This is a genomic window from Streptomyces glaucosporus (assembly GCF_039533345.1).
GTDB lineage: Bacteria > Actinomycetota > Actinomycetes > Streptomycetales > Streptomycetaceae > Streptomyces > Streptomyces glaucosporus.
Genome location: NZ_BAAATJ010000031.1, coordinates 23,179 through 47,512, shown reverse-complemented (window position 1 = coordinate 47,512; position 24,334 = coordinate 23,179). Strand labels below are relative to the sequence as shown.

Genomic DNA, 24,334 nt, shown 5'->3' with positions numbered 1-24,334 from the left:
GGGGCGCCTGGTGTCGTCCCCCGTCCGCGTTCCGGTGTGTCAGGAATGTCAGGGGGTGTCAGGGGGTCCCGGGGGTGTGGAGGGTCGGGGACGCGGGCGCGTTCAGCCGGCGAACCAGCGGACCGGGGCGGGCCGCAGGTTCTCGTAGACGTGCTTGGCCTCGCGGTACTCGTCGAGCCCCGTGGGGCCGAGCTCCCGTCCGACGCCGGACTTTCCGAACCCTCCCCATTCGGCCTGCGGGAGGTACGGGTGGTAGTCGTTGATCCACACGGTGCCGTGGCGCAGCCGGGCGGCCACCCGGCGGGCGCGGGCGGTGTCGGCGGAGAAGACGGCGCCCGCCAGGCCGTACTCGGTGTCGTTGGCCAGGGCCACGGCCTCGTCCTCGGTGCGGAAGGTCTCCACGGTCAGGATCGGGCCGAAGGTCTCCTCGCGGACCACCCGCATCTCGCGGGTGCAGCGGTCGAGCACGGTGGGCTCGTAGAAGTAGCCGGTGGACGGGCGCGTCTCCGACGGCTCGGGCCGCTTTCCGCCGCAGCGCAGCACCGCGCCCTCGGCCAGCGCGGACGCCACGTACGCCTCGGTCTTGTCGAGCTGCTGCTGGGAGACCAGCGGGCCGCACTCGACGCCGGGCTCGGTGCCGCGGCCCAGCCGGATGAGGCGGGCGCGGCGGGCCAGTTCGGTGACGAAGCGGTCGTGGACCGACTCCTCCAGGATGAGGCGGCTGCCGGCCGAGCAGACCTGGCCGCTGTGGATGAACGCGGCGTTGAGGGCCTGGTCGACGGCGGTGTCGAAGCCCTCGTCGGTGGCGCAGGCGTCGGCGAAGACGACGTTGGGGTTCTTGCCGCCCAGTTCCAGGGCGACCTTCTTCACGGTCGCGGCCGCCGCGGCGGCGACCTTGGTGCCGCTGGCCAGGCCGCCGGTGAAGGAGACGAGGTCCACGCCGGGGTGGGAGGACATCCGGGCGCCGACCGGGTCGCCGGGGCCGGTGACGAGGTTGGCCGTGCCCGCCGGGAGCCCCGCCTCGGCCAGCAGCCGCAGCAGGTGGACCGTGGACAGCGGGGTGATCTCGCTGGGCTTGACGACGAGGGTGTTGCCCGCGGCGAGCGCCGGGGCGATCTTCCAGCTCGCCTGGAGGAGGGGGTAGTTCCAGGGGGTGATCAGGGCGCAGACCCCGACCGGTTCGTGGACGACGACGCTGTGGACGTCCGCGCTGCCCGCGTCGACCACGCGTCCGCCCGAGGTGTTCACCGCCAGGTCGGCGAAGTAGCGGAAGGCGGCGGTGACGTCGTCGACGTCGGTGCGGCCCTCCTCCAGGGTCTTGCCGGTGTCGCGGGACTCGGTGAGCGCGATCTCCTCGCGGTCCCGCTGGAGGAGGTCGGCGACGCGGCGCAGCAGCGCCGCCCGCTCGGCGGTGGGGGTGCGGGGCCAGTCGCCGGTGTCGAAGGCGCGGCGGGCGGCCTCGACGGCGGCGTCGGTGTCCTCGGCGCCGCCCTCGGAGACGACCGCGAGCACCGTCGCGTCGGCCGGATCGAGGATCTCCCTGGTGGCGCCTGATGCGGCCGGGCGCCAGCGGCCGTCGATGTACATCGTCTCGGTTGCCGACACGGTGTGCACTGCCTTCCTCACGGGGTGTTTCCGGTGTCCGGCCGGAGCCGAACGAGACCGAGCCCTGCCCCGGTGGCCGGAATCCATGCCTGGGAATCCCCGACAAGTGGGGCTCCTCACAAATGGATGCATGATCTACCGGGTGGTATGTAAAGGAATCCAATGTGATGTCGGCAATTAACGGTCATAGCGGGCGATACGGCCCATGTTCGCCGATGCGTGTACGGGCCCGTCCGGGCGGTCGCCGGGCACACGGAAGAGGCCCCCGGCGGGGAGCCGGGGGCCTCGGGGCCGTGCGAGCCGTGCGGACCGGCGGTTTCCGGCCGGTCCGTTCGGAGCCTGTCAGATGAGGCCGAGACCGCGGACGGCCTCGCGCTCCTCCTCCAGCTCCTTGACGGAGGCGTCGATGCGCGTCCGCGAGAACTCGTTGATCTCCAGACCCTGGACGATCTCGTACTTGCCGTCCTTGCAGACGACCGGGAAGGAGGAGATCAGACCCTCCGGGACGCCGTAGGAGCCGTCCGAGGGAACGGCCATGGAGGTCCAGTCGCCCTCCGGGGTGCCGTTGACCCAGGTGTGGATGTGGTCGATGGCGGCGTTGGCCGCGGAGGCGGCCGAGGAGGCGCCGCGGGCCTCGATGATGGCGGCGCCGCGCTTGGCGACGGTCGGGATGAACTCCTCCGCCAGCCACTTCTCGTCGTTGACGGTCTCGGCGGCGTTCTTGCCGGCGATCTCGGCGTGGAAGATGTCCGGGTACTGGGTCGCGGAGTGGTTGCCCCAGATGGTGAGCTTGCGGATCTCGTCCACCGGGGCGCCGGTCTTCTTCGCGAGCTGCGACAGCGCCCGGTTGTGGTCCAGGCGGGTCATCGCGGTGAACCGCTCGGCCGGTACGTCGGGCGCGGCGGCCTGGGCGATCAGGGCGTTGGTGTTGGCCGGGTTGCCGACGACCAGGACCTTGACGTCGTCCGCGGCGTGGTCGTTGATGGCCTTGCCCTGCGGCTTGAAGATGCCGCCGTTGGCCTCCAGCAGGTCACCGCGCTCCATGCCCTTGGTGCGCGGACGGGCGCCGACGAGCAGGGCGACGTTGGCCCCGTCGAACGCCTTGTTCGGGTCGTCGGTGATCTCGATGCCCTTCAGCAGCGGGAAGGCGCAGTCGTCCAGCTCCATGGCGGTGCCCTCGGCGGCCTTCAGCCCCTGCGGGATCTCCAGGAGGCGCAGCGCGACCGGCACGTCCGCGCCGAGGAGGTGACCGGAGGCGATGCGGAACAGCAGCGCGTAGCCGATCTGGCCGGCGGCGCCGGTGACGGTGACATTGACGGGAGTGCGGGTCATGGCGGTCTCCGTAGTACCTGACAGTGGCGGCTGGGTCTCCAATCAATGTATCTCTACATCAAGAGACCTGGCGTCAGGCTATCCGACGGAGCGGGCACGGAAGCAGCCGCCCGCTCCGGGGGGAGAAGCGGGCGGCTGCCGGGGGGTTACCGCACCCGTGGGGGGTTGTGGAATGCGTCTGCCCCGGATTTCCGTCTCCATGCCGGTCGTTCTCGGCCGTCTTCCGGCATCTTCCGGTCACCGTCCCGAACCGGCCACGTCCGTCACCCGGCTGACGGGGCCTCGGAGACCGCCGTGGCAGCCGAAGGGGCGTACGCCCCGCCGAAGCCGCCCGCACCGTCGGCGGTCTCCTCCGCCGCGGTCTCCGCGGCGTGCGGGGAGGCCGGCCGGATCGTGGGGAACTCGCCGTTCTCCCGCTGGGAGAGGACGTACACGGCCAGGACCACCAGCACCAGCACGCTGACGGCTCCCGCGGCGAGCGCCGCGGCCGGGCTCCGTCCCCCGGTCTCCGGCGGGGCCGCGCGGTGCCGCCCGCCGGACGCCCGGCCGGCGGGCTGGGGGGAGGGCGGGGAGGCAGGTGGGGAGGCGTGCGGGGAGGCGGGCCGTCCGGGTTCCGCGGCCCGGGCGTCCCGCGGCACGCGCAGCGCCATGGTCCGCTCCCCGGTCCCCTCGGCCTGACCGGCCTGCCCGGTTCCGGCGGCTCCCGCCGCCCCGGCGGTCCCCCCGGTCCCGCCGGGCCGCGTCCCGGCGCGGTCCCGGGATCGTCCGTCCGGTTCCCACAGCGGCATTTGCCCCCCTCGTGCACCCGTGCTCGCCCGTCCGGTCCCGTGCCGTCCGGCTCCGGGCCCGCGCGCCGACCGTGCCCGCGGTGATGCGGAGGACCGGGACGGCGGTTCCCGGCCGGGTGCGCGGAAGCGAATCCGGGACATTGTCCCACCCGGCCCCGTACATGCGAGCGGCCCGTACCCCACCGGGGGGAACGGGCCGCCGCGGGCCGGTGAAGACTAGCGGATCGTGAAGTGAACGATCCGCTCCAGGAAGGGGAGCTCCAGCCAGGGATTCGGCTGCGCCATCATCCCCAGCAGCACGATCACCGTGCCCAGGACGCCGTACGTCACCACGTCCGTGAAGCGGGAGCGCACCGCCAGGATCCCCACCGAGGGCACCGTCCAGCGCAGCACGGCGCCGGCGAGCAGGGTCGCGCCGATGACCAGGACGCCCGCGCGGAAGCTGCCGAGCGTCACCAGCAGACCGGTGACCATCCCGGCCAGCAGGCACAGGATCGGCCACTGCCGCGCCGGGGCGGGGGCGTCGCCGGGGGCCGCCCGCCCGCCGCCCTCGGGAGGAGCGGTGTCACGGGTGAACACGGGGAACCGGCGCGAGCGGCGCGGCGTCCCGTCCGTCTCCTCCCCCGGCCCGGTCCTCCCGGTGTCAGCCGACACTGCCCGCCTCCGCGGCGCGTTCGGCGGCCTGGACGACGTTCGCCAGCAGCATCGCCCGCGTCATCGGGCCGACGCCGCCCGGGTTCGGGGAGAGCCACCCCGCGACCTCGGCGACGTCCGGGTGGACATCGCCGACGATCTTCCCCGTCGCGTCCCGGCTGACGCCCACGTCCAGCACGGCGGCGCCCGGCTTGACGTGCTCGGGCAGGATCAGGTGCGGCGACCCGGCCGCCGCCACCACGATGTCCGCCTCGCGCAGCCTGGCGCCCAGGTCGCGGGTGCCGGTGTGGCAGAGGGTCACCGTCGCGTTCTCGGTGCGGCGGGTCAGCAGCAGGCCGATGGAGCGGCCGACGGTGATCCCGCGGCCGACGACGGCCACGTTCGCCCCGTTGATCTCCACGTTGTGGCGGCGGAGCAGCTCGATGATGCCGTTCGGGGTGCACGGCAGCGGCGCCGGCTCGTTCAGCACCAGGCGGCCGAGGTTCGTCGGGTGCAGCCCGTCGGCGTCCTTGGCCGGGTCCATCAGCTCCAGGACGCGGTTGGTGTCCACCCCGCGCGGCAGCGGGAGCTGCACGATGTAGCCGGTGCACGCCGGGTCGTCGTTGAGTTCGCGGACGACCGCCTCGATGTCCTCCTGGCTCGCGGTGCCGGGCAGTTCGCGCTGGATGGAGGCGATGCCGACCTGGGCGCAGTCGCGGTGCTTGCCCGCCACGTACTTCTGGCTGCCGACGTCGTCCCCGACCAGCAGGGTGCCCAGGCCGGGCTGGACGCCTCGGGCCTTGAGGGCCTCGACACGGGCGGCGAGTTCGGACTTGATCGCGGCTGCGGTGGCCTTGCCATCGAGAATCTGGGCGGTCATGGCCCCCATCCTCCCGGATGCGGGCGCCCCGCCTCCAATCGCCTCCGCTCCGGCGAGGGCGCGTGTACGGTGCGTGACCGGGGCGTCGCGGATCCGGAGGGGGACGGCGCCCCGGCCGTCCCGGGAAGGCGTCCCGCGCCTCCCGGGAGACGGGGAGCGGCGCGGGCGTCCCCGGTGCGTTGCGGATTCGCCACAGTCCCCGATCTTGGCTGGACAGCGTCACCCCCGTTCACCAGCATGGACGGCGGCGCCGCGCCCGCAGGGAGGCCGAGGGCACGGCGCACGGGGGGATGCTCACGCACGACCTGCTCCCACGCGGCACGTCCGCGGGGCGGCTCGGTGTCCCCCGCACGTCCTCCGGACACCTCGGCCCCGAACCGTCCCCACATCCGTCCGCTCGGAGGAGACCACTCATGAGCTACCCACCGCCGCCCGGCGGTCAGCCGCCGAACCCCTACGGCCAGCAGCCCCCGCAGCAGCCCGGCTACGGCTACCCCCAGCAGGGCGTTCCGCCGCAGGGCGTCCCCCCGCAGGGGTACGGGTACCCGCAGCAGGGCGCGCCGCAGCCCGGCGGCTACCCCCCGCCGCCCGGCACGGTCCAGGCCAACAACGGCTACATCAACATCGCCCACCTGGGCACCGTCCGGATCGCCACGATGGGGCAGCGGTTCCTGGCCCGCCTCATCGACGGCGCGATCATCGGCGCGATCTACGCGATCATCCTCATCGCCGGTGTGGGCAGCGCGCTCGGCCTCAGCGCCGAGGCCGGCTCGAACATCGAGGACTGCGGCGCCTACACGGACCCGGGCTACGACGCCTGCGTCGACCGGAGCATCCAGGACGCGGCCGACAGCTTCGCCGCGACGATGAGCGCCCTGTTCACGGCCATCCTGCTGATCGCGCTGGTCACCCTCGTCTACGAGTGGCTGATGGTGGCCGTCAAGGGCGCGACCTTCGGCAAGATGGCGCTCGGCCTGAAGATCGTCAAGGAGGCCGACGGCCGGGCCCCCGGCGTCGGCGGCGGCTTCATCCGCTACATCATCCCCGTGCTCGGCGGATTCCTCTGCGGCATCGGCCAGCTCCTGGTCTACCTGTCCCCGTTCTTCGACAACTCGGGCAAATTGCAGGGATGGCACGACCGGGCAGCGGGCACTGTGGTCATCAAGAAGTAGCGCGGCCCGCCAGACGGGCGCCGCGCTCGGGCGCGGGCACGAGGGCCGCTCCGCGGGGGACCGCGGCGCGGCCCTTCGCGTCGGGCCCGCCGCAACGACCGCCCGGAGGAACCGCCATGAGCAGCTCCGACCCGAACACCCCGAACGACCCGTACCGGAAGAGCCCGTACGGCGAGCCCTCGCCCCAGCAGCCCGGCCAGCCCCCGCCCCAGGACCGGGAGCAGCCCCGCGGCCACCCGCAGGCCCCGCCGTCCGGCCCGTACGACCCCTACGGCGGACCGGGGGGCGCGCCGCCCGGAGCGGCGCCGAGCAAGGTCAACACGTCCCGGATGATCTTCTTCGTCGCCGCCGGGATCCAGGCCCTCTTCTCCCTGCTGGCCATCGTCACCTTCGCCGCGGCGCAGAACCGGCTGGAGGACGTCTACGGCGACCTGGGCATCGGCACCGGCATCTACTACACGCTCTTCACCCTGTTCCTGATCCACGCCATCGCCGGCCTCGTGCTGGCCGCGAAGATGCCGCGGGGCGGCAACGGCCTGCGGGTGGGGGCCATCGTCTGGTCGGCCCTCCTGATCCTGGTCGGCCTGGCCACGCTCCCGCTGGGGTTCCTGTGGATCGTCCTCGGCATCGTCTGCATCGTGCTGCTGTCCTCCACCGAGTCGGCGGCGTGGTTCAACCGCCTGCGGACCTGAACCGCACGGCACGGCCCCTCCCGGGCCGCGGAGGCGCGGGGGACGGGACGCGGACGGCGAAGGCCGCGCCCCACCGGGCGGTCCGGTGGGGCGCGGCCTTCCGGCGCGTCCGGTCCCGGGCGGCCCCCGGTGGGGCGGGAACCGCCCGGAACCGGTGGGACCCGGGAACCTGCGGGATCAGTGGAAGAAGTGCCGCGTCCCGGTGAGGTACATCGTCACGCCCGCCGCCTTCGCCGCCTCGATCACCTGCTCGTCGCGGACCGAGCCGCCCGGCTGGACGACGGCCCGCACCCCGGCGGCCGTCAGGACCTCCAGGCCGTCGGGGAAGGGGAAGAAGGCGTCGGAGGCCGCGTACGAGCCGCGGGCCCGCTCCTCGCCGGCGCGCTGGACGGCGAGCCTCGCGGAGTCCACGCGGTTGACCTGGCCCATGCCGACGCCGACGGTGGCGCCGTCCTTGGCCAGCAGGATCGCGTTGGACTTCACCGCACGGCAGGCGCGCCAGGCGAACGCCAGCTCGGCCAGCTCCTCCTCGCCCAGGGCCTCGCCCGCGGCCAGGGTCCAGGTCGCCGGGTCGTCGCCGGCGGCCTGGAGGCGGTCGGCGACCTGGAGCAGCGCGCCGCCGTCGATCGGCTTGTGCTCCACCGCCGCGGCCGGCGCCTCGGGGCAGCGCAGCACGCGGATGTTCTTCTTCCGGGTCAGCACCTCCAGCGCGCCGTCCTCGTAGCCGGGGGCGACGACGACCTCGGTGAAGATCTCGGCGACCTGCTCGGCCATCGCCACCGACACCGGGCGGTTGACGGCGATCACGCCGCCGAAGGCCGACAGCGGGTCGCAGGCGTGGGCCTTGCGGTGGGCCTCGGCGACGTCCGCGCCGACGGCGATGCCGCAGGGGTTGGCGTGCTTGATGATCGCCACGCACGGCTCGGCGTGGTCGTACGCGGCCCGGCGCGCGGCCTCGGTGTCCGTGTAGTTGTTGTAGGACATCTCCTTGCCGTGCAGCTGCTCGGCGTCGGCGAGGCCGCCGCTGCCGTCGCTGTAGAGGGCGGCGGGCTGGTGCGGGTTCTCCCCGTAGCGCAGCACGCTGCGGCGCTCGTAGGCGGCGCCGAGGAACTCGGGGAAGCCGGAGTCGTCGGCCGGGGCGTACTCGCCCGCGAACCAGGAGGCGACCGCCACGTCGTACGCGGCGGTGTGGGCGAACGCCTCGGCGGCCAGCCGCTTGCGGGCCGCGAGGTCGAAGCCGCCGTTCTCGACCGCCTTCAGCACCTCGCCGTAGCGGCCGGGGTTGACGACGACGGCGACGGACGGGTGGTTCTTGGCGGCGGCGCGGACCATCGACGGGCCGCCGATGTCGATCTGCTCCACGCACTCGTCCGGGGAGGCGCCGGAGGCGACGGTCTCCCGGAAGGGGTAGAGGTTGACGACGACGAGGTCGAAGGGCTCCACGTCCAGCTCTTCGAGCTGCCGCCGGTGGTCCTCCAGCCGCAGGTCGGCGAGGATGCCCGCGTGGACGCGCGGGTGGAGCGTCTTCACCCGTCCGTCCAGGCACTCGGGGAACCCCGTCAGCTCCTCCACCGGGGTGACGGCCACGCCCGCCGCGGCGATCCGCGCGGCCGTGGAGCCGGTCGAGACGATCTTCACGCCCGCCGCGTCCAGCCCGCGGGCCAGCTCCTCCAGACCCGTCTTGTCGTAGACGCTGACCAGCGCACGGCGGACCGGGCGCCTGGTGCCCTCAGACCCTTCAGTCATGACCGAGAATGACCTTTCTTCCCTCGATGCGGTAGCCGTGGCGGGCGAGCCGTCCCACGGTGTCGACGAGCAGCCGTCGCTCGACTTCCTTGATGCGCTCGTGGAGCGCGGATTCGTCGTCCGTCTCCCGCACCTCGACCACGCCCTGGGCGATGATCGGGCCGGTGTCGACGCCGTCGTCGACGAAGTGGACGGTGCACCCGGTGACCTTCACGCCGTACGCGAGCGCGTCGCGGACGCCGTGGGCGCCGGGAAAGCTGGGGAGCAGGGCGGGGTGGGTGTTGACGAAGCGACCGCCGAACCGGGACAGGAACTCCTTGCCCACGATCTTCATGAAGCCCGCGGAGACCACCAGGTCGGGTTCGTACGCCGCGGTGGCCTCGGCCAGCGCGCGGTCCCAGGCGTCCCGGGTGTCGTGGTCCCCCACCCGGCGGACGAAGGTCGGCAGCCCGGCGCGCTCGGCGCGTTCCAGTCCGGCGATGCCGTCGCGGTCGGCGCCCACGGCGACGATCCGGGCGCCGTAGGCGTCCGGCCCCCGCTCGGCGATCGCGTCGAGCAGTGCCTGGAGGTTCGTTCCCGAACCGGACACCAGCACCACGAGGCGGGCCGGGGAGTGGGATGCGGGCGAGTGGGAAGCGGAAGCCACGACGAGGCTCTTTCTCGGATGCGGGCTCGGATGCGGGCGGTGCGTCTTTGTGCGGTCGTACGAGTTCATGGGGCGACGGTTTCCGGGGAACCCTACGAAGCGTCCGACCGTCAGCAACGATACCGGCACACCGGACGCCCCCCTCGGGACGGGGGGACGACCGCCAGGTAGCGTCTGGACCACGCATCCGTGATACGGCGGGAGGCGGAGCCGGGGCGTCCGCATCGCGCCGGGACGACACCAAAGGGGAAGACGCAGACCACATGACGGACCGACGCCGCCGCGCGGCTCCCGCAACCCCGACCGGCATCCCGGCCGGCTTTCCGGTCGGCATCCCGGCAGGTCCCGCCCCGGCCCCGCTCCGGCAGCGGCGGTCCCCCTCCGCCGCCCCCGCCGGGGCCCTTCCCGGCCTGGCCGTGCGGGACTCCCGCGGCTCCGCGGACGACAACCCCTTCGCCCCGCCGCCCGAAGGCCGCCCGGAGCAGCCGTGGCGTCCCCGCCTGCCGGACGGCTCCGGTTCCGCCGCCGCGGGCGAGGAGGGCGACGGCGACCGGGACCGGTCCGGGAACTCCTCGCCCGACTGGGGCGGCCGGTGGAGCAGCCGCCAGCCGCACCGCGACGGCGGCGGCTTCGGCGGGAGCGGCCCGGAGGGGCCCGGCGCCCGGGACGGCGGGCCGGGCGGAATGCGCTGGGACCCGACGGACCCGGTCCAGCGACGGGCGCGGTACGCCCTCCTCGCCGGCATGTGGGCCTTCTTCTTCGCCCTCTTCGGCTTCCCGTGGGTGGCGACCCCGCTGGGCGCCCTGGCCGTGTACTGGGGCATCGGATCGCTCCGCGCCAAGCCCGGCGCGGAGGCCGGCACGCAGCCGGGCGGCGCCCGGGCCGCGGCCACGGCCGAGGACGTGGCCGGCACGGCCCGGCAGGACGCCCCGGGAGCCGGCGCCGCCGCGCCCGGAGCGCACGGGCGCGGGTACCGGCCGCCCACGAGCGCGGCGATCAGCGGACTGATCACGGGGCTCGTCGCGCTGGGGGTCATCGGGGCGCAGTTCTCGGTCCAGATCGTCTACCGCGACTACTTCGTCTGCGTGGAGGACGCCCTCACCAGCGCCTCGCGCGACGCCTGCGAGCGGCACCTCCCCGAGAACCTGCGTCCCCTCTTCGGCGAGTCCGGGACCGAGTGACGCCCCCGGAGGAGCCCCGGCCGCGACGTCCCGCGGCCGGGGCTCCTCCACGCGGGCCCGTGCGGGGCCCGGCGGGCGCCGCACGGGCCCCGCACGGGCGCCGTACCGGGGGCGTCACGGCCGGGGGGACGGCCTCAGCCGCCAGGCGCGCAGCACCAGGGCCCCCGGCACGCCCAGGCCGGCGGTCCAGCCCAGCGCGGCCGCCCCGGTCGGCAGCGGCCCCGGACCGACGTGGGCCAGCGCCCCCGTTCCCAGCGGCCCGCCCGCCCAGGCGGCCAGCAGCGCCATGGCCGTCCCGCAGCCGCAGGCCGCCAGCCAGGCCACACAGGCGGTGGGCCACCGGCCCAGTACGCACCGGTCCCGCTCGGGCACGGCCGCGCACGCCGCGCCCCACGCCGTGACCAGTCCGGCCGCCAGCGGCACCGCGCTCGCCAGCGTCCAGGTCAGGAGGGTGCCCCGCCCCTCGGCGGGGAGAGCCGCCAGCAGCGGGAAGTCCGGCAGACGCGGCAGGCCGGACACGGCGGCCGGCGTCACCGTGCTGCCCCCGCCCAGCGTGAAACCGGGGCCGAGGCACCAGGAGGCCCCCCAGACCGCCGCGTTCGGCACCAGGGCCAGGGAGAGCAGCAGGACCGCCGCGTACCCCGACCAGGCGGAGGCGAGCGGCGGGAAGGCCGACCGCTGGCCGGTGGCCACGTGCCACAGCAGGGCGCCCGCCGTCAGCAGTGCGCCCCCGGCGCACAGCACGGCGGTCGCCGCGGCGGCGCAGCGCAGTGCGGCGGACGCCCCGGCCCGGGTGAGCGCCGGGCGCACGACCTCCGGCGCACGGGCCCGCGCACGCCGCACCCGGGCGGGCAGGACCACGGGACGGCCGAGCCCGGTCCAGCATCCGGCCGCGGCCGCGGCGGCCGTCACGGGGAGTACGCGCAGCGCGGCGCCGAGCGGGTCGACCCGGATCGGGCCGGAGGCGGCGTAGCCGGTGACGACCGCCGCGACCAGCAGGTATCCGGCGCAGGTCCAGCCCGCGGCCCGCCACGGCCGCTCCCCGTCCGCCCCGCCGCTCACCGCGCCCCGGACCGTGCGGTGGAGCAGCCACAGCGGCAGGGCGCACAGCAGCAGGGGGACGAGCCCGACCGGCGCGGGGGCGCCGCCGAGGGTTTCGGTGCGGATCAGCGGGGCACCGTGTGCCATCAGCCACAGGCCGGCGGCGGTGTGGAGGGCCCCGCCGGGCCCTCCGTCGGGGTAGGGCGAGGTGATCCACAGCAGCAGGACGACGACGGTGATCCCCGCCAGGCCCAGGCCGGCGGCCGTCGATCCGTCGAGCAGGCGGTCCCGGGGCGGGACGGACGGAGGGCGGGACAGGGCGGGGAGCGGAGGAGGCTGCGGAGGCTGCGCGGGGGGTGTCACGCCGTGGCGGGTCGCGGGATGCACGGCCGACATGCTGCCAACAACACCCTGTTCGCGCCGGTAGCAGGGAAACGGCCGATGTGTCGCACACAATACGTTATGGACTTTTTCACACAGGGCACCCGTACGACGTCCGTACGGCATCCGTACGGACGTTTCGAGTGAGGATCCACGGAAGGCGAGCCGCGTGACCGAGACAGTCTCCATCCCTGCTCCCGGCCACAGTCCCGACCCCGTACCCGAACCCCCGTCCCTCCCCGACCCCTCGGCGGCGGACGGGCCGGCGGAGGCGTTCGACCTCCTCTACGAGCGGCACGTGACACCGCTGCTGCGGCAGGCGTTCCTCCTCACCGGCGACTGGCGGACGGCCGAGCGATCCGTGCGGCACGCCTTCCGTCTGGCGTGGGAGCGGTGGCCCGAGGTCGCCGTGGACCGCGACCCGGCGGGCTGGGTGCGGGCGGCGGCGCACGAGTACGCGCTCGCGCCCTGGCACCGGTTCCTCCCCCGCCGCACGCCCCGGGGCGGCGCCCAGGACGTCCGGGACAGCACCCGGGACGTCCGGGACAACGCCCTGGACGGCGTCCGGGCCGTCGTCCAGGACGCCCAGGACGCCGTCCAGGAGGAGGACCGGGAACTGCTGGAGGCACTGCTGGAGCTGCCGCCCTCCTACCGCCGGACGCTCCTCCTGCACGACGGGCTCGGGCTCGAACTGCCGGAGACGGCCGCCGAGTGCGAGGCGAGCACCGCGGCCACCGCCGGACGGCTGATGCACGCGCGCGAGGCCCTGGCCCAGTACGTGCCCGAGCTGAGCCGTGTCGCGCCCGGGCCCCGCAGGGAGATGATCCGCTCGCTGCTGGAGGGCCTGGCGGCCGCCCGGCCCGTGCCCGGGATGCCGCCCGCCCGCGCGGTGCGCGAGGGCAGCGAGTACCTGGCGCGGTGCCGAACGGGCGCGGCGCTCGCTCTGACCGGGCTGGTGGCGGCGGCCACGGTGCTCACGGCGGTCACGGGCCCCGAGGGGTACACGCCGCGGCAGGAGGCGCCGGCCGTCTCCGTCCACACCCCGGACCGGGGAGCGGCGGAGGACCCCGGGGCGGACGGCCGGACGGGCGGCTGACGGCGGCGGGGACGGCCGCGGGCCCGCGCCCCCCGAGAGGCGCGGGCCCGCGTCACACGGCGGCGCGGCGTCAGCCGGCGAGCACCTCGCGCGCCAGGCGGGCGGTCTCGGACGGGGTCTTGCCGACCTTCACGCCCGCGGCCTCCAGGGCCTCCTTCTTCGCCTGGGCGGTGCCGGAGGAACCGGAGACGATGGCGCCGGCGTGGCCCATGGTCTTGCCCTCCGGGGCGGTGAAGCCCGCGACGTAGCCGACGACCGGCTTGGTGACGTTGGCCTTGATGTACTCCGCGGCCCGCTCCTCGGCGTCGCCGCCGATCTCGCCGATCATCACGATCAGGTCGGTGTCGGGGTCGGCCTCGAACGCGGCGAGGGCGTCGATGTGGGTGGTGCCGATGATCGGGTCACCGCCGATGCCCACGCAGGTGGAGAAGCCGATGTCGCGCAGCTCGTACATCATCTGGTACGTCAGCGTGCCGGACTTCGAGACCAGGCCGATGCGGCCCGGCTTGGTGATGTCGGCCGGGATGATGCCCGCGTTGGACTGGCCGGGGGTGATCAGGCCGGGGCAGTTCGGGCCGATGATGCGGGTCTTGTTGCCCTTGGCGCACGCGTACGCCCAGAACTCCGCGGTGTCGTGGACCGCGATGCCCTCGGTGATCACCACGGCGAGCGGGATCTCGGCGTCGATCGCCTCGATGACCGCGTCCTTGGTGAACTTCTCCGGGACGAAGACGACGGTGACGTCGGCGCCGGTGGCCTCCATGGCCTCCTTGACCGTGCCGAACACCGGTACCTCGGTGCCGTCGAAGTCGACGCTCGTGCCCGCCTTGCGCGGGTTCACACCGCCGACGATGTTGGTGCCGGAGGCCAGCATGCGACGGGTGTGCTTCTGGCCCTCGGAGCCGGTCATCCCCTGGACGATGACCTTGCTTTCCTTGGTGAGGAAGATAGCCATGGTGTGTTCGGTGTCCTCGTCCCTCGTTACTTCGCGGCCAGCTCGGCGGCGCGCTCGGCAGCGCCGTCCATGGTGTCCACCTGCTGCACCAGCGGGTGGTCGGCGTCGTTCAGGATCTTGCGACCCAGCTCCGCGTTGTTGCCGTCGAGGCGCACCACCAGCGGCTTGGTGACCTCCTCGCCCTTGGACTTCAGCAGCTCCAGGGCCTGGACGATGCCGTTGGCGACGGCGTCGCAGGCGGTGATGCCGCCGAAGACGTTGACGAACACGGACTTCACGTCCGGGTCGCCGAGGATGATCTCCAGACCGTTGGCCATCACCTCGGCGGAGGCGCCGCCGCCGATGTCGAGGAAGTTGGCGGGCTTGACGCCGCCGTGGTTCTCACCGGCGTAGGCCACGACGTCCAGGGTGCTCATGACGAGGCCCGCGCCGTTGCCGATGATGCCGACCTCGCCGTCGAGCTTGACGTAGTTCAGGCCCTTGGCCTTGGCGGCGGCCTCCAGCGGGTTGGCCGCGGCCTTGTCCTCCAGCGCGGCGTGGTCCGGCTGGCGGAACTCGGCGTTGGCGTCCAGGGACACCTTGCCGTCCAGCGCGAGGATCTTGCCGTCGCCGGTCTTGACCAGCGGGTTCACCTCGACGAGGAGGGCGTCCTCCTTGACGAAGACCGTCCACAGCTTCTGCAGGACCTCGGTCACCTGGCCGGCGACCTCGGCCGGGAACTTCGCGGCCTCGACGATCTCGCGGGCCTTGGCCTCGGTCAGGCCCTCGGAGGCGTCCACCGGGATCTTGGCCAGGGCCTCGGGCTTGGTGGCCGCGACCTCCTCGATGTCCATGCCGCCCTCGACGGACGCCATGGCGAGGAAGGTGCGGTTGGCGCGGTCCAGCAGGAAGGAGACGTAGTACTCCTCCGCGATGTCCGCGGTCTGGGCCAGCATCACCTTGTGGACGGTGTGGCCCTTGATGTCCATGCCCAGGATCTGGCGGGCCTTCTCGACCGCGTCCTCCGGGTCGGACGCCAGCTTCACACCGCCGGCCTTGCCCCGACCGCCGGTCTTGACCTGCGCTTTGACGACCGCGCGACCGCCGAGTCGCTCGGCCACCTCACGCGCCGCCTCGGGCGTGTCGATGACTTCACCGGCCAGCACCGGCACGTCATGCTTGGCGAAGAGATCCCTCGCCTGGTACTCGAACAGGTCCACGCGCGTCCGTCCCTAGTAGTGGTATCGCGGTTCGTTGTCAGCGTGTGGGCGTGCCGCGTGGCCGCGACGTCTGCGGAGGCGCGCGGCATGTCCGTCTTGCAGGTTAGTCCCGTCGGTGTGTCCGGCATAAATCCCGGCTCACACCAACGCGGTGACAACGGTCACAGGCGGGTGACCTCTCACCGAGGGGGGCCAAACCCTGTGAGGAGGGAATCCGCCGATCGCCGGGGTTGTCCGCGGCCTCGGCGGCGGGGAGGACCGGCCCCGCCCCGGGCGCCCCGGAGCGCCGGCGGGGCCTCCGCCCCCGGCCGGGGTCCGGGGCCGCCGGGCCGGGGCGTCCGGCCCGGCTGGCCGGTCCTCCGGAGCGGGTCAGCTCTCCGGAACGGGCAGGGGCCTCTTCTCGATCGCCGCCGCCATCACCTCCGGGAAGTGGTCGGGGGTGCAGGCGAAGGCCGGGGCGCCGAGCGCGGCCAGGGCCGCCGCGTGCTCGCGGTCGTAGGCGGGGGCGCCCTCGTCGGAGAGCGCCAGCAGCGCGACGAACTGGACGCCGGCGCTCTTCATCGCGGCGACCCGTTTGAGCATCTCGTCGCGTATGCCGCCCTCGTAGAGGTCGCTGATGAGGACGACGACGGTCTCGGCCGGCCGGGTGATCCTCGACTGGCAGTAGGCGAGCGCCCGGTTGATGTCGGTGCCGCCGCCGAGCTGGGTGCCGAACAGCACGTCCACCGGGTCGTCGAGCTGGTCGGTGAGGTCGACGACGGACGTGTCGAAGACGACCAGCCGGGTGGAGATCGACCGCATCGAGGCCAGCACCGCCCCGAAGACCGAGGCGTAGACGACCGACGCGGCCATGGAGCCGGACTGGTCGATGCAGAGGACGACGTCCTTCCTGACCCCCCGGGAGGCCCGGCCGTGGCCGACGAGCCGCTCGGGCACGACCGTCCGGTGCTCGGGCAGGTAGTTCTTCAGGTTGGCCCGGATGGTGCGGTCCCAGTCGATGTCCCGGTGGCGGGGGCGGTAAGTCCTCGTGGACCGGTCCAGGGCGCCCGTCAGGGTCGATCTGGTTCTGGCCGCGAGTCTGCGCTCCAGGTCCTCCACCACCTTGCGGACGACCGCGTGGGCGGTCTCCCGGCTGGTCTCGGGCATCGCCTTGTTGAGCGAGAGCAGCGTCCCGACCAGGTGGACGTCCGGCTCCACCGCCTCCAGCGTCTCCGGCTCCAGCAGCAGCGCCGACAGGCCCAGCCGGTCGATGGCGTCCCGCTGCATCACCTGGACGACGGAGGAGGGGAAGTAGGTGCGGATGTCGCCCAGCCAGCGGGCCACACCGGGCGCGGACGCGCCCAGACCCGCGGAACGCCGTCCCGAGGGCGTGCTCCGGCCGCTCCCCCCGCCTCCGTAGAGGGCTGCGAGGGCACGGTCCATCGCCGCGTCCCGCCCGGTCAGCGGACAGCCGGTGCCGTCGGCCTCGTCCCCGCCGAGGACCAGCCGCCAGCGCCGCAGCCGCTCGTCCGCCGCACTCCCGCCCACCGCGTCCGGTGCATCCGCCGTATCCGGTGTGTCCTGTGCCGTGGTGGGGTCGCTCATCGTGCGGTCACCGCCTTCCGTGCCGTTCCGGCCCGTCCCGTCATGCCGTCCGCCGCGCCGGACGCCGCTGTTTTGTCCGATGCCGCTCCGGTCCCCGCCGTGCCGGAAGCCGCCGTGCCGGCCCTGTCCGTCCCCAGGAGCAGCCGCAGGGTCGGCAGCACGGCGTCGGCGCGCTCCCGGTCGAGCCCCGCCCCGAAGCCGGGGACGCTCTCCCACTCCCCCGCGTCCTGCCCGCCCGGCCCCGCCGGGCCGCGCCGGACCAGTTCGCCGACCGTGCGCCGCACCCCCGGCTCGTACGCGGCGAACGTCCGGCGCAGCAGCGGCAGGACGTCCGTGAACGACTCCCCCGGTATCCCCGCCAGCCAGGCGTCCACCAGCCCCAGCAGCCGCTCGTCGTGGACGAGGAGCATGCCGCCGCCCGCCAGGAACCCCTCGACCCAGGCCGCCGCGTCCCCGGGGTCGGTGCCCGGGGAGAGGGCCAGTCCCATCAGCCGGGCCGCCTCGTCGTCCCCGAGCTGCCCGTCGTCCAGCAGCAGCCGGGCGCAGCGGCCCCGCACCAGCCCGGGCACGCGGTCGCGTCCGGCGAGGGTGCGCAGCACCGCCCGCCAGCGGGTCAGCAGGTCGCCGTGCTCCAGCAGGACGATCGCCCGGTGCGCCGCGTCCACGTGGCCGCGCATCTCGGCCGACCCGTCGGCGTCCAGGCCCGCGCAGGCGGGCGGCAGTCCCACGCACACCCGCTCGGCCAGCCCCTCGGCCACCTCGCGCAGCGCGGCGGCGTCCGTGCCTCGGACGTCCCCGTAGCGGACGGAGCGCACCAGCGCAGGCAGGGCCTGGGCGAGATGGCCGACGTCGGCGTCGAGGGCGGCACGGTCGGCGAGGGCGCGCATCACCACGGGCAGGGCGTCGCCGAGCCCGGCGAGCAGGCACCGCTCGGCCAGCTCGGTGACCTCGGCCAGCGTCCCCGCGTCGCGGGCCAGCGACTCGGCCCTGGCGGTGGCCGCCGAGGCCACGGTGGTGCCCCACGCCCCGGCCTCGGCGATCCGCACCGACAGCTCGGGCCGCCAGCACAGCCGCCAGGTCTCCCGGAAGGTGCCGGTGCCGCCCGTGCGGCCGCGGGCCGGCTCGCCCCAGTCGACGCCGAGCAGCCGCAGGCGGTGCAGCAGCCGGCTGCGGGCGGCGTCGGTCTCCCCGCGCAGGTCGAGTTCCAGGTCCCGCTCGCTCGCCTCGGGCTTCAGGCGCAGCGACTTCTGAACGCGGGTCAGGTCCCGCCGGAGGGGGACGGCCGGTGTCTCCTCGGGCACCTCGCCGAGGACGTCGCCGACGACCAGCCGGTCGTGGACGAGGGCGAGCGGAACGTCCGATCCCTCGCACATCACGGCCCGCACCGCGTCGAGGGTCTCGCCCAGCCCGGGCAGCGGGCGCCCGCGCAGGGCGGCGAGGGTGTCCGCCAGCCGGACCGCCTCGATGACGTGCGCCGACGACACGGCGACGTCCTCCTCGCGCAGCAGCCGGGCGACCCTGGTCATCCACCGCTCCACGGGCCGGTCCGGCGAGGAGAACAGGTGCCCGTACCAGCCGGGCGAGGTGATCCCGGCGCCGTAGCCGCTGTGCCGAGCGAGCCTCTCGTGGGTCCAGGGCACCCAGGTGATCCCGGTCTTCGCCTTCGGCAGCCCCTTGAGGAGCCGCCGGTCGGCGGTGACGGCCGACTTCGCGGTGAGCGCGGGCACGTGCCAGGCCCCGCAGACCACGGCCACGCCCTCGTCGCCGAACTCCCTGCGGGCCTCCCTCAGCCGCAGCCGCATGTGGGCCTCGCGCACCGCGTCGCGCCGGTGGCCCGCGTCGCCGGGGGCGCCGCCGTGCGCCTCGCGCAGGGCGGCCATGGCGTCGGCGAGGACGGCGAAGGGCGCGCAGGGGTCGGCGGAGAGTCCGCCGCGGTGCTCCACCACGTCCTCCCACCAGCGTTCGGGGTCGTCGTGGCCGGCCGTCTCGGCGAGCACCCGGAGCGGGTCGAGGCGCACCCCGCCGGTCCCGGACCTCTCCCCGCCGTCGTCGCCGTCGCCGCCGTCCCCGTCGCCGCCGTCCCCGTCGCCGGTCTCCAGCAGCAGCGAGTGGGCGGCGGGCAGGTCGAAGAACCGCACCGGCACCCCGCGGGCCAGCGCCCAGCGGACGGCGACCCACTCCGGGGAGAACTCCGCCAGCGGCCAGAAGGCCGCCCGGCCCGGCTCGTCCACCACGTGGGCCAGCAGCGCGACCGGCGGGCGCATCTCCTCGTGCGCCGCCAGCTCCACCACGGCGTCGGCCTCCGGCGGCCCCTCCACGAGCAGCACCTTCGGCTCGCGGGCCTCCAGGGCGGCCAGCACCGCCCGCGCCGATCCGGGGCCGTGGTGGCGCACGCCCAGCAGCAGCGGGCCCGCGCCGTCCGCGGCCGTCACGCGCTCACCTCGCGGCAGGCGCGGTAGAAGTCCTTCCACCCCTCGCGCTCGCGGACGACCGCCTCCAGGTACTCCTGCCAGACCACACGGTCGGTGGCCGGGTCGCGGACGACGGCGCCGAGGAGGCCCGCGGCCACGTCGCCCGCGCGCAGCACCCCGTCCCCGAAGTGGGCGGCCAGGGCCAGGCCCCCGGTGACCACCGAGATGGCCTCGGCCGTCGACAGGGTGCCCGAGGGCGACTTGAGCTTGGTGCGGCCGTCGACGGTGACCCCGTTCCGCAGCTCGCGGAAGACCGTGACGACGCGGCGGATCTCGTCGATGCCGTCGGGGACGGCCGGCAGGTCCAGCGAGCGGCCGATCTGCTCCACGCGCCGCGCCACGATGTCCACCTCGGCCTCGGGTGTCTCGGGCAGCGGCAGCACCACCGTGTTGAAGCGGCGGCGCAGGGCGCTGGAGAGCTCGTTGACGCCCTTGTCCCGGTCGTTGGCGGTGGCGATCAGGTTGAAGCCGCGGACGGCCTGGACCTCCTCGCCCAGCTCCGGCACCGGCAGGGTCTTCTCCGACAGGATGGTGATCAGGGTGTCCTGCACGTCGGCCGGGATGCGGGTCAGCTCCTCGACGCGGGCGATCATGCCGTCGGCCATGGCCCGCATGACGGGACTGGGCACCAGGGCCTCGCGGCTGGGGCCGTGCGCCAGGAGCTGCGCGTAGTTCCAGCCGTAGCGGATGGCCTCCTCGGGCGTCCCGGCCGTGCCCTGCACCAGCAGCGTGGAGTCGCCGCTGACGGCCGCCGCCAGGTGTTCGGAGACCCAGGTCTTGGCGGTGCCGGGCACCCCGAGCAGCAGCAGGGCCCGGTCGGTGGCCAGGGTGGTGACGGCCACCTCGACGATGCGGCGCGGGCCGACGTACTTGGGGCTGATCACCGTGCCGTCCGGCAGCGTGCCGCCGAGCAGATAGGTGGCCACGGCCCACGGGGACAGCCTCCACCGCTCCGGGCGCGGCCGGTCGTCCACGGCGGCGAGGGCTTCCAGCTCCTCGGCGAAGGCGTCCTCGGCGTGGGGCCGCAGAGCGGCCGGTGCGCTGTTGGTGGCGGTCACGTTCTCCCCCTCGAAGGCGGCTGATCCGTTTCGCCCATCACCTTGCACGCGGCCACTGACAATCCGTTCCGGAACGGAGTCGGCGCAGGCCGCAGCGGTGCAGGGGGGATTGTCAGTGGCGGCTCGTACGGTCGATCACATGCTGCATCGCACAGAGAGCGACCCTCTGGTTCCGTTCTGTGACAACTACGGCGACGACAACCACGCGTCCGTGTGGGAAGGGCGGAGGACACATGAGCACGGGGGAATCCCGCTGGACGGCGGAGCAGGTGCTGGCGCTCGCGCCTGACGCCGCGTCGCGGAAGGCGGCGGCCGGGCTGGCCGCGCCCGGCCCCTGGTCCGGTGCCGGAGCGGGGGACGGCGCGGTGTGGGGGCTGTGCAGGGGCAGCGGGAGCAGGCCGTACCAGACCGTGGTGGACCTCGCGGGCGGCGTCCCGGGATACCGGTGCAGCTGCCCCAGCCGGAAGTTCCCCTGCAAGCACGCCCTGGGGCTGCTCCTGCTGTGGTCGGGCGGCGCCGGGGCGGTGCCGGACGCGCCGCGGTCCGTCCCGGAGTGGGCCCGGTCCTGGCTGGACGGGCGCCGGGAACGGGAGGAGGGACGGCCCGGGAAGGCGGCCGCCGCCCGCGACGAGGAGCGGGCGGCGGGCGCCGCCGACCCGGAGGCGGCACGCCGCCGGGCCGAACGCCGGGCCGCGCGGATCGCGGCGGGCGCCACCGAGCTGGAGCAGCGTCTGGAGGACCTGCTGCGCGGCGGGCTGGCGGGCTCCGAGCAGTCGGGGTACGCCGTCTGGGACGAGATGGCCAGGCGCATGGTGGACGCCCAGGCTCCGGGTCTGGCCTCGCGGGTGCGGGAGCTGGGCGCGGTCCCCGGCTCCGGCGCGGGGTGGCCGTCCCGGCTGCTGGAGGAGTGCGCTCTGCTCCACCTGCTCGACCGGGGGTTCCTGGGCATCGACGGGCTGCCGGAGCCGCTGGCCGCGACGGTGCGGGCCCGGGTGGGGCTCACGGTGGAGACGGCCGAGCTCCTGGCCGACCGCGACGCGGTGGTGCGCGACCACTGGCTGGTGCTGGGCCGGCACGACCGGGAGGAGGGCAGGCTGACGACCCGCCGGATATGGCTGTACGGGCTGCGCACCGGACGGCCGGCGCTGGTGCTGTCCTTCGGCGCGGCCGGGCGGGCGCCGGAGCCGGCGCCGCCGGTCGGCTCCTCGCTGGACGCCGACCTCGTCTACTACCCGGGCGCGCAGGCGCTGCGCGCCGCCCTCGGGAAGCGCCACGCGGCGCCGGTGCCGGGCGGCGTGCCGCCCGGGGTGGGGATCCACGACGCGGCGGCCGCCTACGGGGCGGCGCTGTGCGGCGATCCCTGGCTGGAGGGCTGGCCGGTCGTCCTGGCCGGCGTGGTGCCCGTACCGGTCGGCGAGGGCTGGCAGCTGGCCGAGGGCGACTCGGCGCTGCCGGTGACCCCGGCGGAGGGGACGCGTGCCCGGATGTGGCAGCTCGCCGCCGTGTCGGGCGGCAGGCCGGTCACGGTCTTCGGCGAGTACGGACCCCGGGGCTTCACCCCGTACACGACCTGGTCGGACACGGCGATACCGCTCGCCGTGACGGATGCCGGAGGAGGTGCCGCATGAACTGGGGCGATCTGGTGGGTGCCGCTCTGCTGGGCGCGGAGCGGCGCACCCCGCCCGGCGGATCGGTCGCGGCGCTGCTGGACGCCGCCGCGGTGGAGACGGTGCGGCGCCGGGCCGGGCTGCGGCCCGCCGCCGCGGCGCCCCGGCCGGAACCCGCCCCGGAGGATCCGCGTCCGCCGCTGCCGGCCGCTGCGGCCCGGCGGCTGGCGCTGCTGCTCGCCGACCGCCCCGGCGCGGGCGGCGGACGCCGGGGCACCGCGCCCGACCTCGCCGAGCTGCTCCCCCAGTGGCTGGCCGCCGCCAACGCCCGCGGCTACCGCGCCCCGGCCGAGCAGCTCCCGGCCCTGCTGGACGCGGCCCGCGCGCGCACCGACCTGCGGGCGGGGGTCCTGGCGCTGGGCGGACCCCGGGCGCTGTGGCTGGCCCGGCTCAACCCGGACTGGAGGTTCGCGCTGCGCGGCAGGTCCGGGCCCGGCTCGGGGGCGCCGGCGGACGTGGCGGCCGGCGCCTCGCCCGACGGGGCCGCCGTCCGGCGGCTGTGGGAGGAGGGGTTGTTCGCCGAGCGGTCCGCGCTGCTGGTGTCGCTGCGGCGCCGCGATCCCGCGGCGGCGCGGGAGCTGCTGGCGAGCACCTGGCGGACGGAGCGGGCCGAGGACCGGCTGATGTTCCTCGACTCGCTGCGCGAGGGCCTGTCGCCGGACGACGAGGCGTTCCTGGAGCAGGCGCTGACCGACCGCAGCCGCACCGTCCGGGCCACCGCCGCCGAGCTGCTGTCGGCGCTGCCCGGCTCCGCGCTCGCGGCGCGGATGGCGGTCCGGGCCCGCGCCTGCGTCGCCCTGGACCGCACCAGCCGGTCCGGCCGGCTGGTGGTCGAGGCGCCGTACGAGTGCGACGCGGGGATGCAGCGCGACGCTGTGGCGCCCAAGCCGCCGTCCGGCCGGGGCGAGCGGTCGTGGTGGCTGACCCAGGTGGTGGAGGCCGCGCCGCTCGACGGCTGGCCCGGGCACCTGGGGGGCCGCACGCCGGAGCAGATCGTGGCGCTTCCGGTGGCCGACGACTGGCGGCCGGACCTCCACGCCGCCTGGGCGCAGGCGGCCGTGCGCCAGCGGAACGCGGTGTGGGCGCGGGCCCTGCTGGGCAAGCCGTCCGCTTCGGTGACGGCGGCCCCCGGCGATCCGGCGAAGCTGCTGGCCGTGCTGCCCCCGGAGGAACGGGCGGGATGGGCGGCGGAGTTCATCGCGGCCCACGGCCTGTCCGAGGCGTTCCGGGTGCTGGGGGTCTGCACGGTCCCCTGGCCCGAGCCCCTGGGGCGCGCGGTGGTGGACGCGCTGGAGATCGCCCGGGACGCGGGCAGCTACCCGTGGAGCTTCAGCGGGGTGATGGGCCTGGCCGAGCGCTGTCTGGACCCGGCCCAGGCCGACCGTCTCGCCCCGCTGGCCGCCGTGCCGGACGAGCCCGAGGACGGCTCACCGGGAGCGGGCGGCTACTGGGCGGAGGCGTTCCAGCGGCTGGTGGCCACGCTCCGCCTCCGCGCCGCGATGCTCGCGGAACTCGACCCGGAACGGGACGGCGGGGCGCGAAACGGCGGTGCTCCCGCGTCTCAGGCCGCCACCGAGCCCGAACCGATGTGAGAGCGCACCCACTCGACCACGTCGCCGGTGGGGGCTCCGGGGGTGAAGATCTCGGCGACGCCCTGCGCCTTGAGCGCGGGGATGTCGTCGTCGGGGATGATGCCGCCGCCGAAGACCTTGATGTCCTCGGCGTCGCGCTCGCGCAGCAGCTCCAGCACCTTGGCGAAGAGCGTGTTGTGCGCGCCGGAGAGGATGGACAGGCCGATCGCGTCGGCGTCCTCCTGGATCGCGGTGTCCACGATCTGCTCGGGCGTCTGGTGGAGGCCGGTGTAGATGACCTCCATGCCGGCGTCGCGCAGCGCCCGCGCGATCACCTTCGCCCCGCGGTCGTGGCCGTCGAGCCCCGGCTTGGCGATCACTACGCGGATCGGACCCGACACACCCATCACTGCCTCCCAAAACGCCTGCGTCCCGGTCTGCCCGTCTGGCCTTCCCAGCGAGCGGCTGTTCAGTGAACGAACGTTATCGCCAGCATCCCCCGCCCGGCAGTTTCGCGGCACGGAGCGAGGGGGAAATCACACACAGGGCAATTGTGTCCCTTCCCGCCGGGTCCGCTCCGTCGAGCGCCACGTCCAGGCATCGCGGCGCGACTTCGCGCACGTCCCGGCCGATCGG

General features: G+C 74.9%; 20 protein-coding genes. 6 read left to right on the top strand and 14 right to left on the bottom strand.

Going from position 1 to position 24,334, the window contains the following annotated elements; genetic code table 11:
- Positions 1-102: 102 nt before the first annotated feature.
- The 5 genes from ABD358_RS24860 to ABD358_RS24840 form a co-directional block, all read right to left on the bottom strand.
- Positions 103-1,587: an aldehyde dehydrogenase family protein gene (locus ABD358_RS24860; RefSeq protein WP_425576413.1), complete on the bottom strand. Its 1,485-nt coding sequence runs from the start codon at positions 1,585-1,587 to the stop codon at positions 103-105.
- Between the two features lie 360 nt (positions 1,588-1,947).
- On the bottom strand, positions 1,948-2,937 hold the full coding sequence (locus tag ABD358_RS24855; RefSeq protein WP_344633375.1) for a malate dehydrogenase: 990 nt from the start codon (positions 2,935-2,937) through the stop codon (positions 1,948-1,950).
- Between the two features lie 263 nt (positions 2,938-3,200).
- Positions 3,201-3,587 carry a hypothetical protein gene (locus ABD358_RS24850; protein ID WP_344633374.1) on the bottom strand — a complete coding sequence of 129 codons (387 nt, stop codon included), beginning with the start codon at positions 3,585-3,587 and terminating at the stop codon, positions 3,201-3,203.
- A gap of 354 nt (positions 3,588-3,941) precedes the next feature.
- Positions 3,942-4,379, bottom strand: a complete 438-nt coding sequence (locus ABD358_RS24845; RefSeq protein ID WP_344633373.1) for a DUF3017 domain-containing protein — start codon at positions 4,377-4,379, stop codon at positions 3,942-3,944.
- On the bottom strand, positions 4,369-5,238 hold the full coding sequence (locus ABD358_RS24840; protein ID WP_344633372.1) for a bifunctional methylenetetrahydrofolate dehydrogenase/methenyltetrahydrofolate cyclohydrolase: 870 nt from the start codon (positions 5,236-5,238) through the stop codon (positions 4,369-4,371). The genes ABD358_RS24845 and ABD358_RS24840 overlap by 11 nt, the downstream gene beginning before the upstream one ends.
- Positions 5,239-5,651: 413 nt before the next feature.
- Between ABD358_RS24840 and ABD358_RS24835 the strand changes: the two genes are divergently transcribed.
- Entirely contained in the window at positions 5,652-6,410 is a 759-nt protein-coding gene (locus tag ABD358_RS24835; RefSeq protein ID WP_344633371.1) for an RDD family protein, read from the top strand.
- Between the two features lie 116 nt (positions 6,411-6,526).
- Positions 6,527-7,102: a hypothetical protein gene (locus ABD358_RS24830; RefSeq protein ID WP_344633370.1), complete on the top strand. Its 576-nt coding sequence runs from the start codon at positions 6,527-6,529 to the stop codon at positions 7,100-7,102.
- Between the two features lie 177 nt (positions 7,103-7,279).
- Here ABD358_RS24830 and purH read toward each other — a convergent pair whose 3' ends face one another.
- The gene (purH, locus tag ABD358_RS24825) at positions 7,280-8,848 is read right to left on the bottom strand and encodes a bifunctional phosphoribosylaminoimidazolecarboxamide formyltransferase/IMP cyclohydrolase (RefSeq protein WP_344633369.1); all 1,569 of its coding nucleotides are present in this window, start codon (positions 8,846-8,848) and stop codon (positions 7,280-7,282) included.
- Entirely contained in the window at positions 8,841-9,494 is a 654-nt protein-coding gene (gene purN, locus ABD358_RS24820; RefSeq protein WP_425576411.1) for a phosphoribosylglycinamide formyltransferase, read from the bottom strand. The genes purH and purN overlap by 8 nt, the downstream gene beginning before the upstream one ends.
- A 263-nt stretch (positions 9,495-9,757) precedes the next feature.
- On the opposite strand from purN, the gene ABD358_RS24815 reads away from it, so the two are divergent.
- Positions 9,758-10,675 carry a hypothetical protein gene (locus ABD358_RS24815; protein WP_344633367.1) on the top strand — a complete coding sequence of 306 codons (918 nt, stop codon included), beginning with the start codon at positions 9,758-9,760 and terminating at the stop codon, positions 10,673-10,675.
- A 114-nt stretch (positions 10,676-10,789) separates the two neighbouring features.
- Here ABD358_RS24815 and ABD358_RS24810 read toward each other — a convergent pair whose 3' ends face one another.
- Positions 10,790-12,103 carry a cell division protein PerM gene (locus ABD358_RS24810; protein WP_344633366.1) on the bottom strand — a complete coding sequence of 438 codons (1,314 nt, stop codon included), beginning with the start codon at positions 12,101-12,103 and terminating at the stop codon, positions 10,790-10,792.
- Between the two features lie 163 nt (positions 12,104-12,266).
- Here ABD358_RS24810 and ABD358_RS24805 point away from each other — a divergent pair, with 163 nt between their 5' ends.
- Positions 12,267-13,193, top strand: coding sequence for an RNA polymerase sigma factor (locus tag ABD358_RS24805; protein ID WP_344633365.1), 927 nt, complete (start codon positions 12,267-12,269; stop codon positions 13,191-13,193).
- A gap of 70 nt (positions 13,194-13,263) precedes the next feature.
- On the opposite strand, the gene sucD is transcribed toward ABD358_RS24805, so the two are convergent.
- The 5 genes from sucD to ABD358_RS24780 form a co-directional block, all read right to left on the bottom strand.
- The gene (gene sucD, locus ABD358_RS24800; RefSeq protein ID WP_344633364.1) at positions 13,264-14,148 is read right to left on the bottom strand and encodes a succinate--CoA ligase subunit alpha; all 885 of its coding nucleotides are present in this window, start codon (positions 14,146-14,148) and stop codon (positions 13,264-13,266) included.
- Between the two features lie 26 nt (positions 14,149-14,174).
- On the bottom strand, positions 14,175-15,347 hold the full coding sequence (gene sucC / locus ABD358_RS24795) for an ADP-forming succinate--CoA ligase subunit beta (RefSeq protein WP_344633363.1): 1,173 nt from the start codon (positions 15,345-15,347) through the stop codon (positions 14,175-14,177).
- A 369-nt stretch (positions 15,348-15,716) separates the two neighbouring features.
- Positions 15,717-16,931 (bottom strand): VWA domain-containing protein, encoded by a 1,215-nt coding sequence (locus tag ABD358_RS24790; protein WP_344633362.1) that lies wholly within the window; start codon positions 16,929-16,931, stop codon positions 15,717-15,719.
- Positions 16,928-19,363 carry a DUF5682 family protein gene (locus tag ABD358_RS24785; RefSeq protein ID WP_344633361.1) on the bottom strand — a complete coding sequence of 812 codons (2,436 nt, stop codon included), beginning with the start codon at positions 19,361-19,363 and terminating at the stop codon, positions 16,928-16,930. The genes ABD358_RS24790 and ABD358_RS24785 overlap by 4 nt, the downstream gene beginning before the upstream one ends.
- The gene (locus ABD358_RS24780) at positions 19,360-20,460 is read right to left on the bottom strand and encodes an ATP-binding protein (RefSeq protein ID WP_344633360.1); all 1,101 of its coding nucleotides are present in this window, start codon (positions 20,458-20,460) and stop codon (positions 19,360-19,362) included. The genes ABD358_RS24785 and ABD358_RS24780 overlap by 4 nt, the downstream gene beginning before the upstream one ends.
- Positions 20,461-20,693: 233 nt before the next feature.
- Here ABD358_RS24780 and ABD358_RS24775 point away from each other — a divergent pair, with 233 nt between their 5' ends.
- Positions 20,694-22,088: an SWIM zinc finger family protein gene (locus ABD358_RS24775; RefSeq protein ID WP_344633359.1), complete on the top strand. Its 1,395-nt coding sequence runs from the start codon at positions 20,694-20,696 to the stop codon at positions 22,086-22,088.
- The gene (locus ABD358_RS24770; protein WP_344633358.1) at positions 22,085-23,719 is read left to right on the top strand and encodes a DUF5691 domain-containing protein; all 1,635 of its coding nucleotides are present in this window, start codon (positions 22,085-22,087) and stop codon (positions 23,717-23,719) included. The genes ABD358_RS24775 and ABD358_RS24770 overlap by 4 nt, the downstream gene beginning before the upstream one ends.
- Here the strand turns inward: ABD358_RS24770 and icmB are convergent.
- Positions 23,689-24,105 (bottom strand): coenzyme B12-dependent isobutyryl CoA mutase small subunit, encoded by a 417-nt coding sequence (gene icmB, locus ABD358_RS24765; protein WP_344633357.1) that lies wholly within the window; start codon positions 24,103-24,105, stop codon positions 23,689-23,691. The genes ABD358_RS24770 and icmB overlap by 31 nt on opposite strands.
- Between the last annotated feature and the right edge of the window lie 229 nt (positions 24,106-24,334).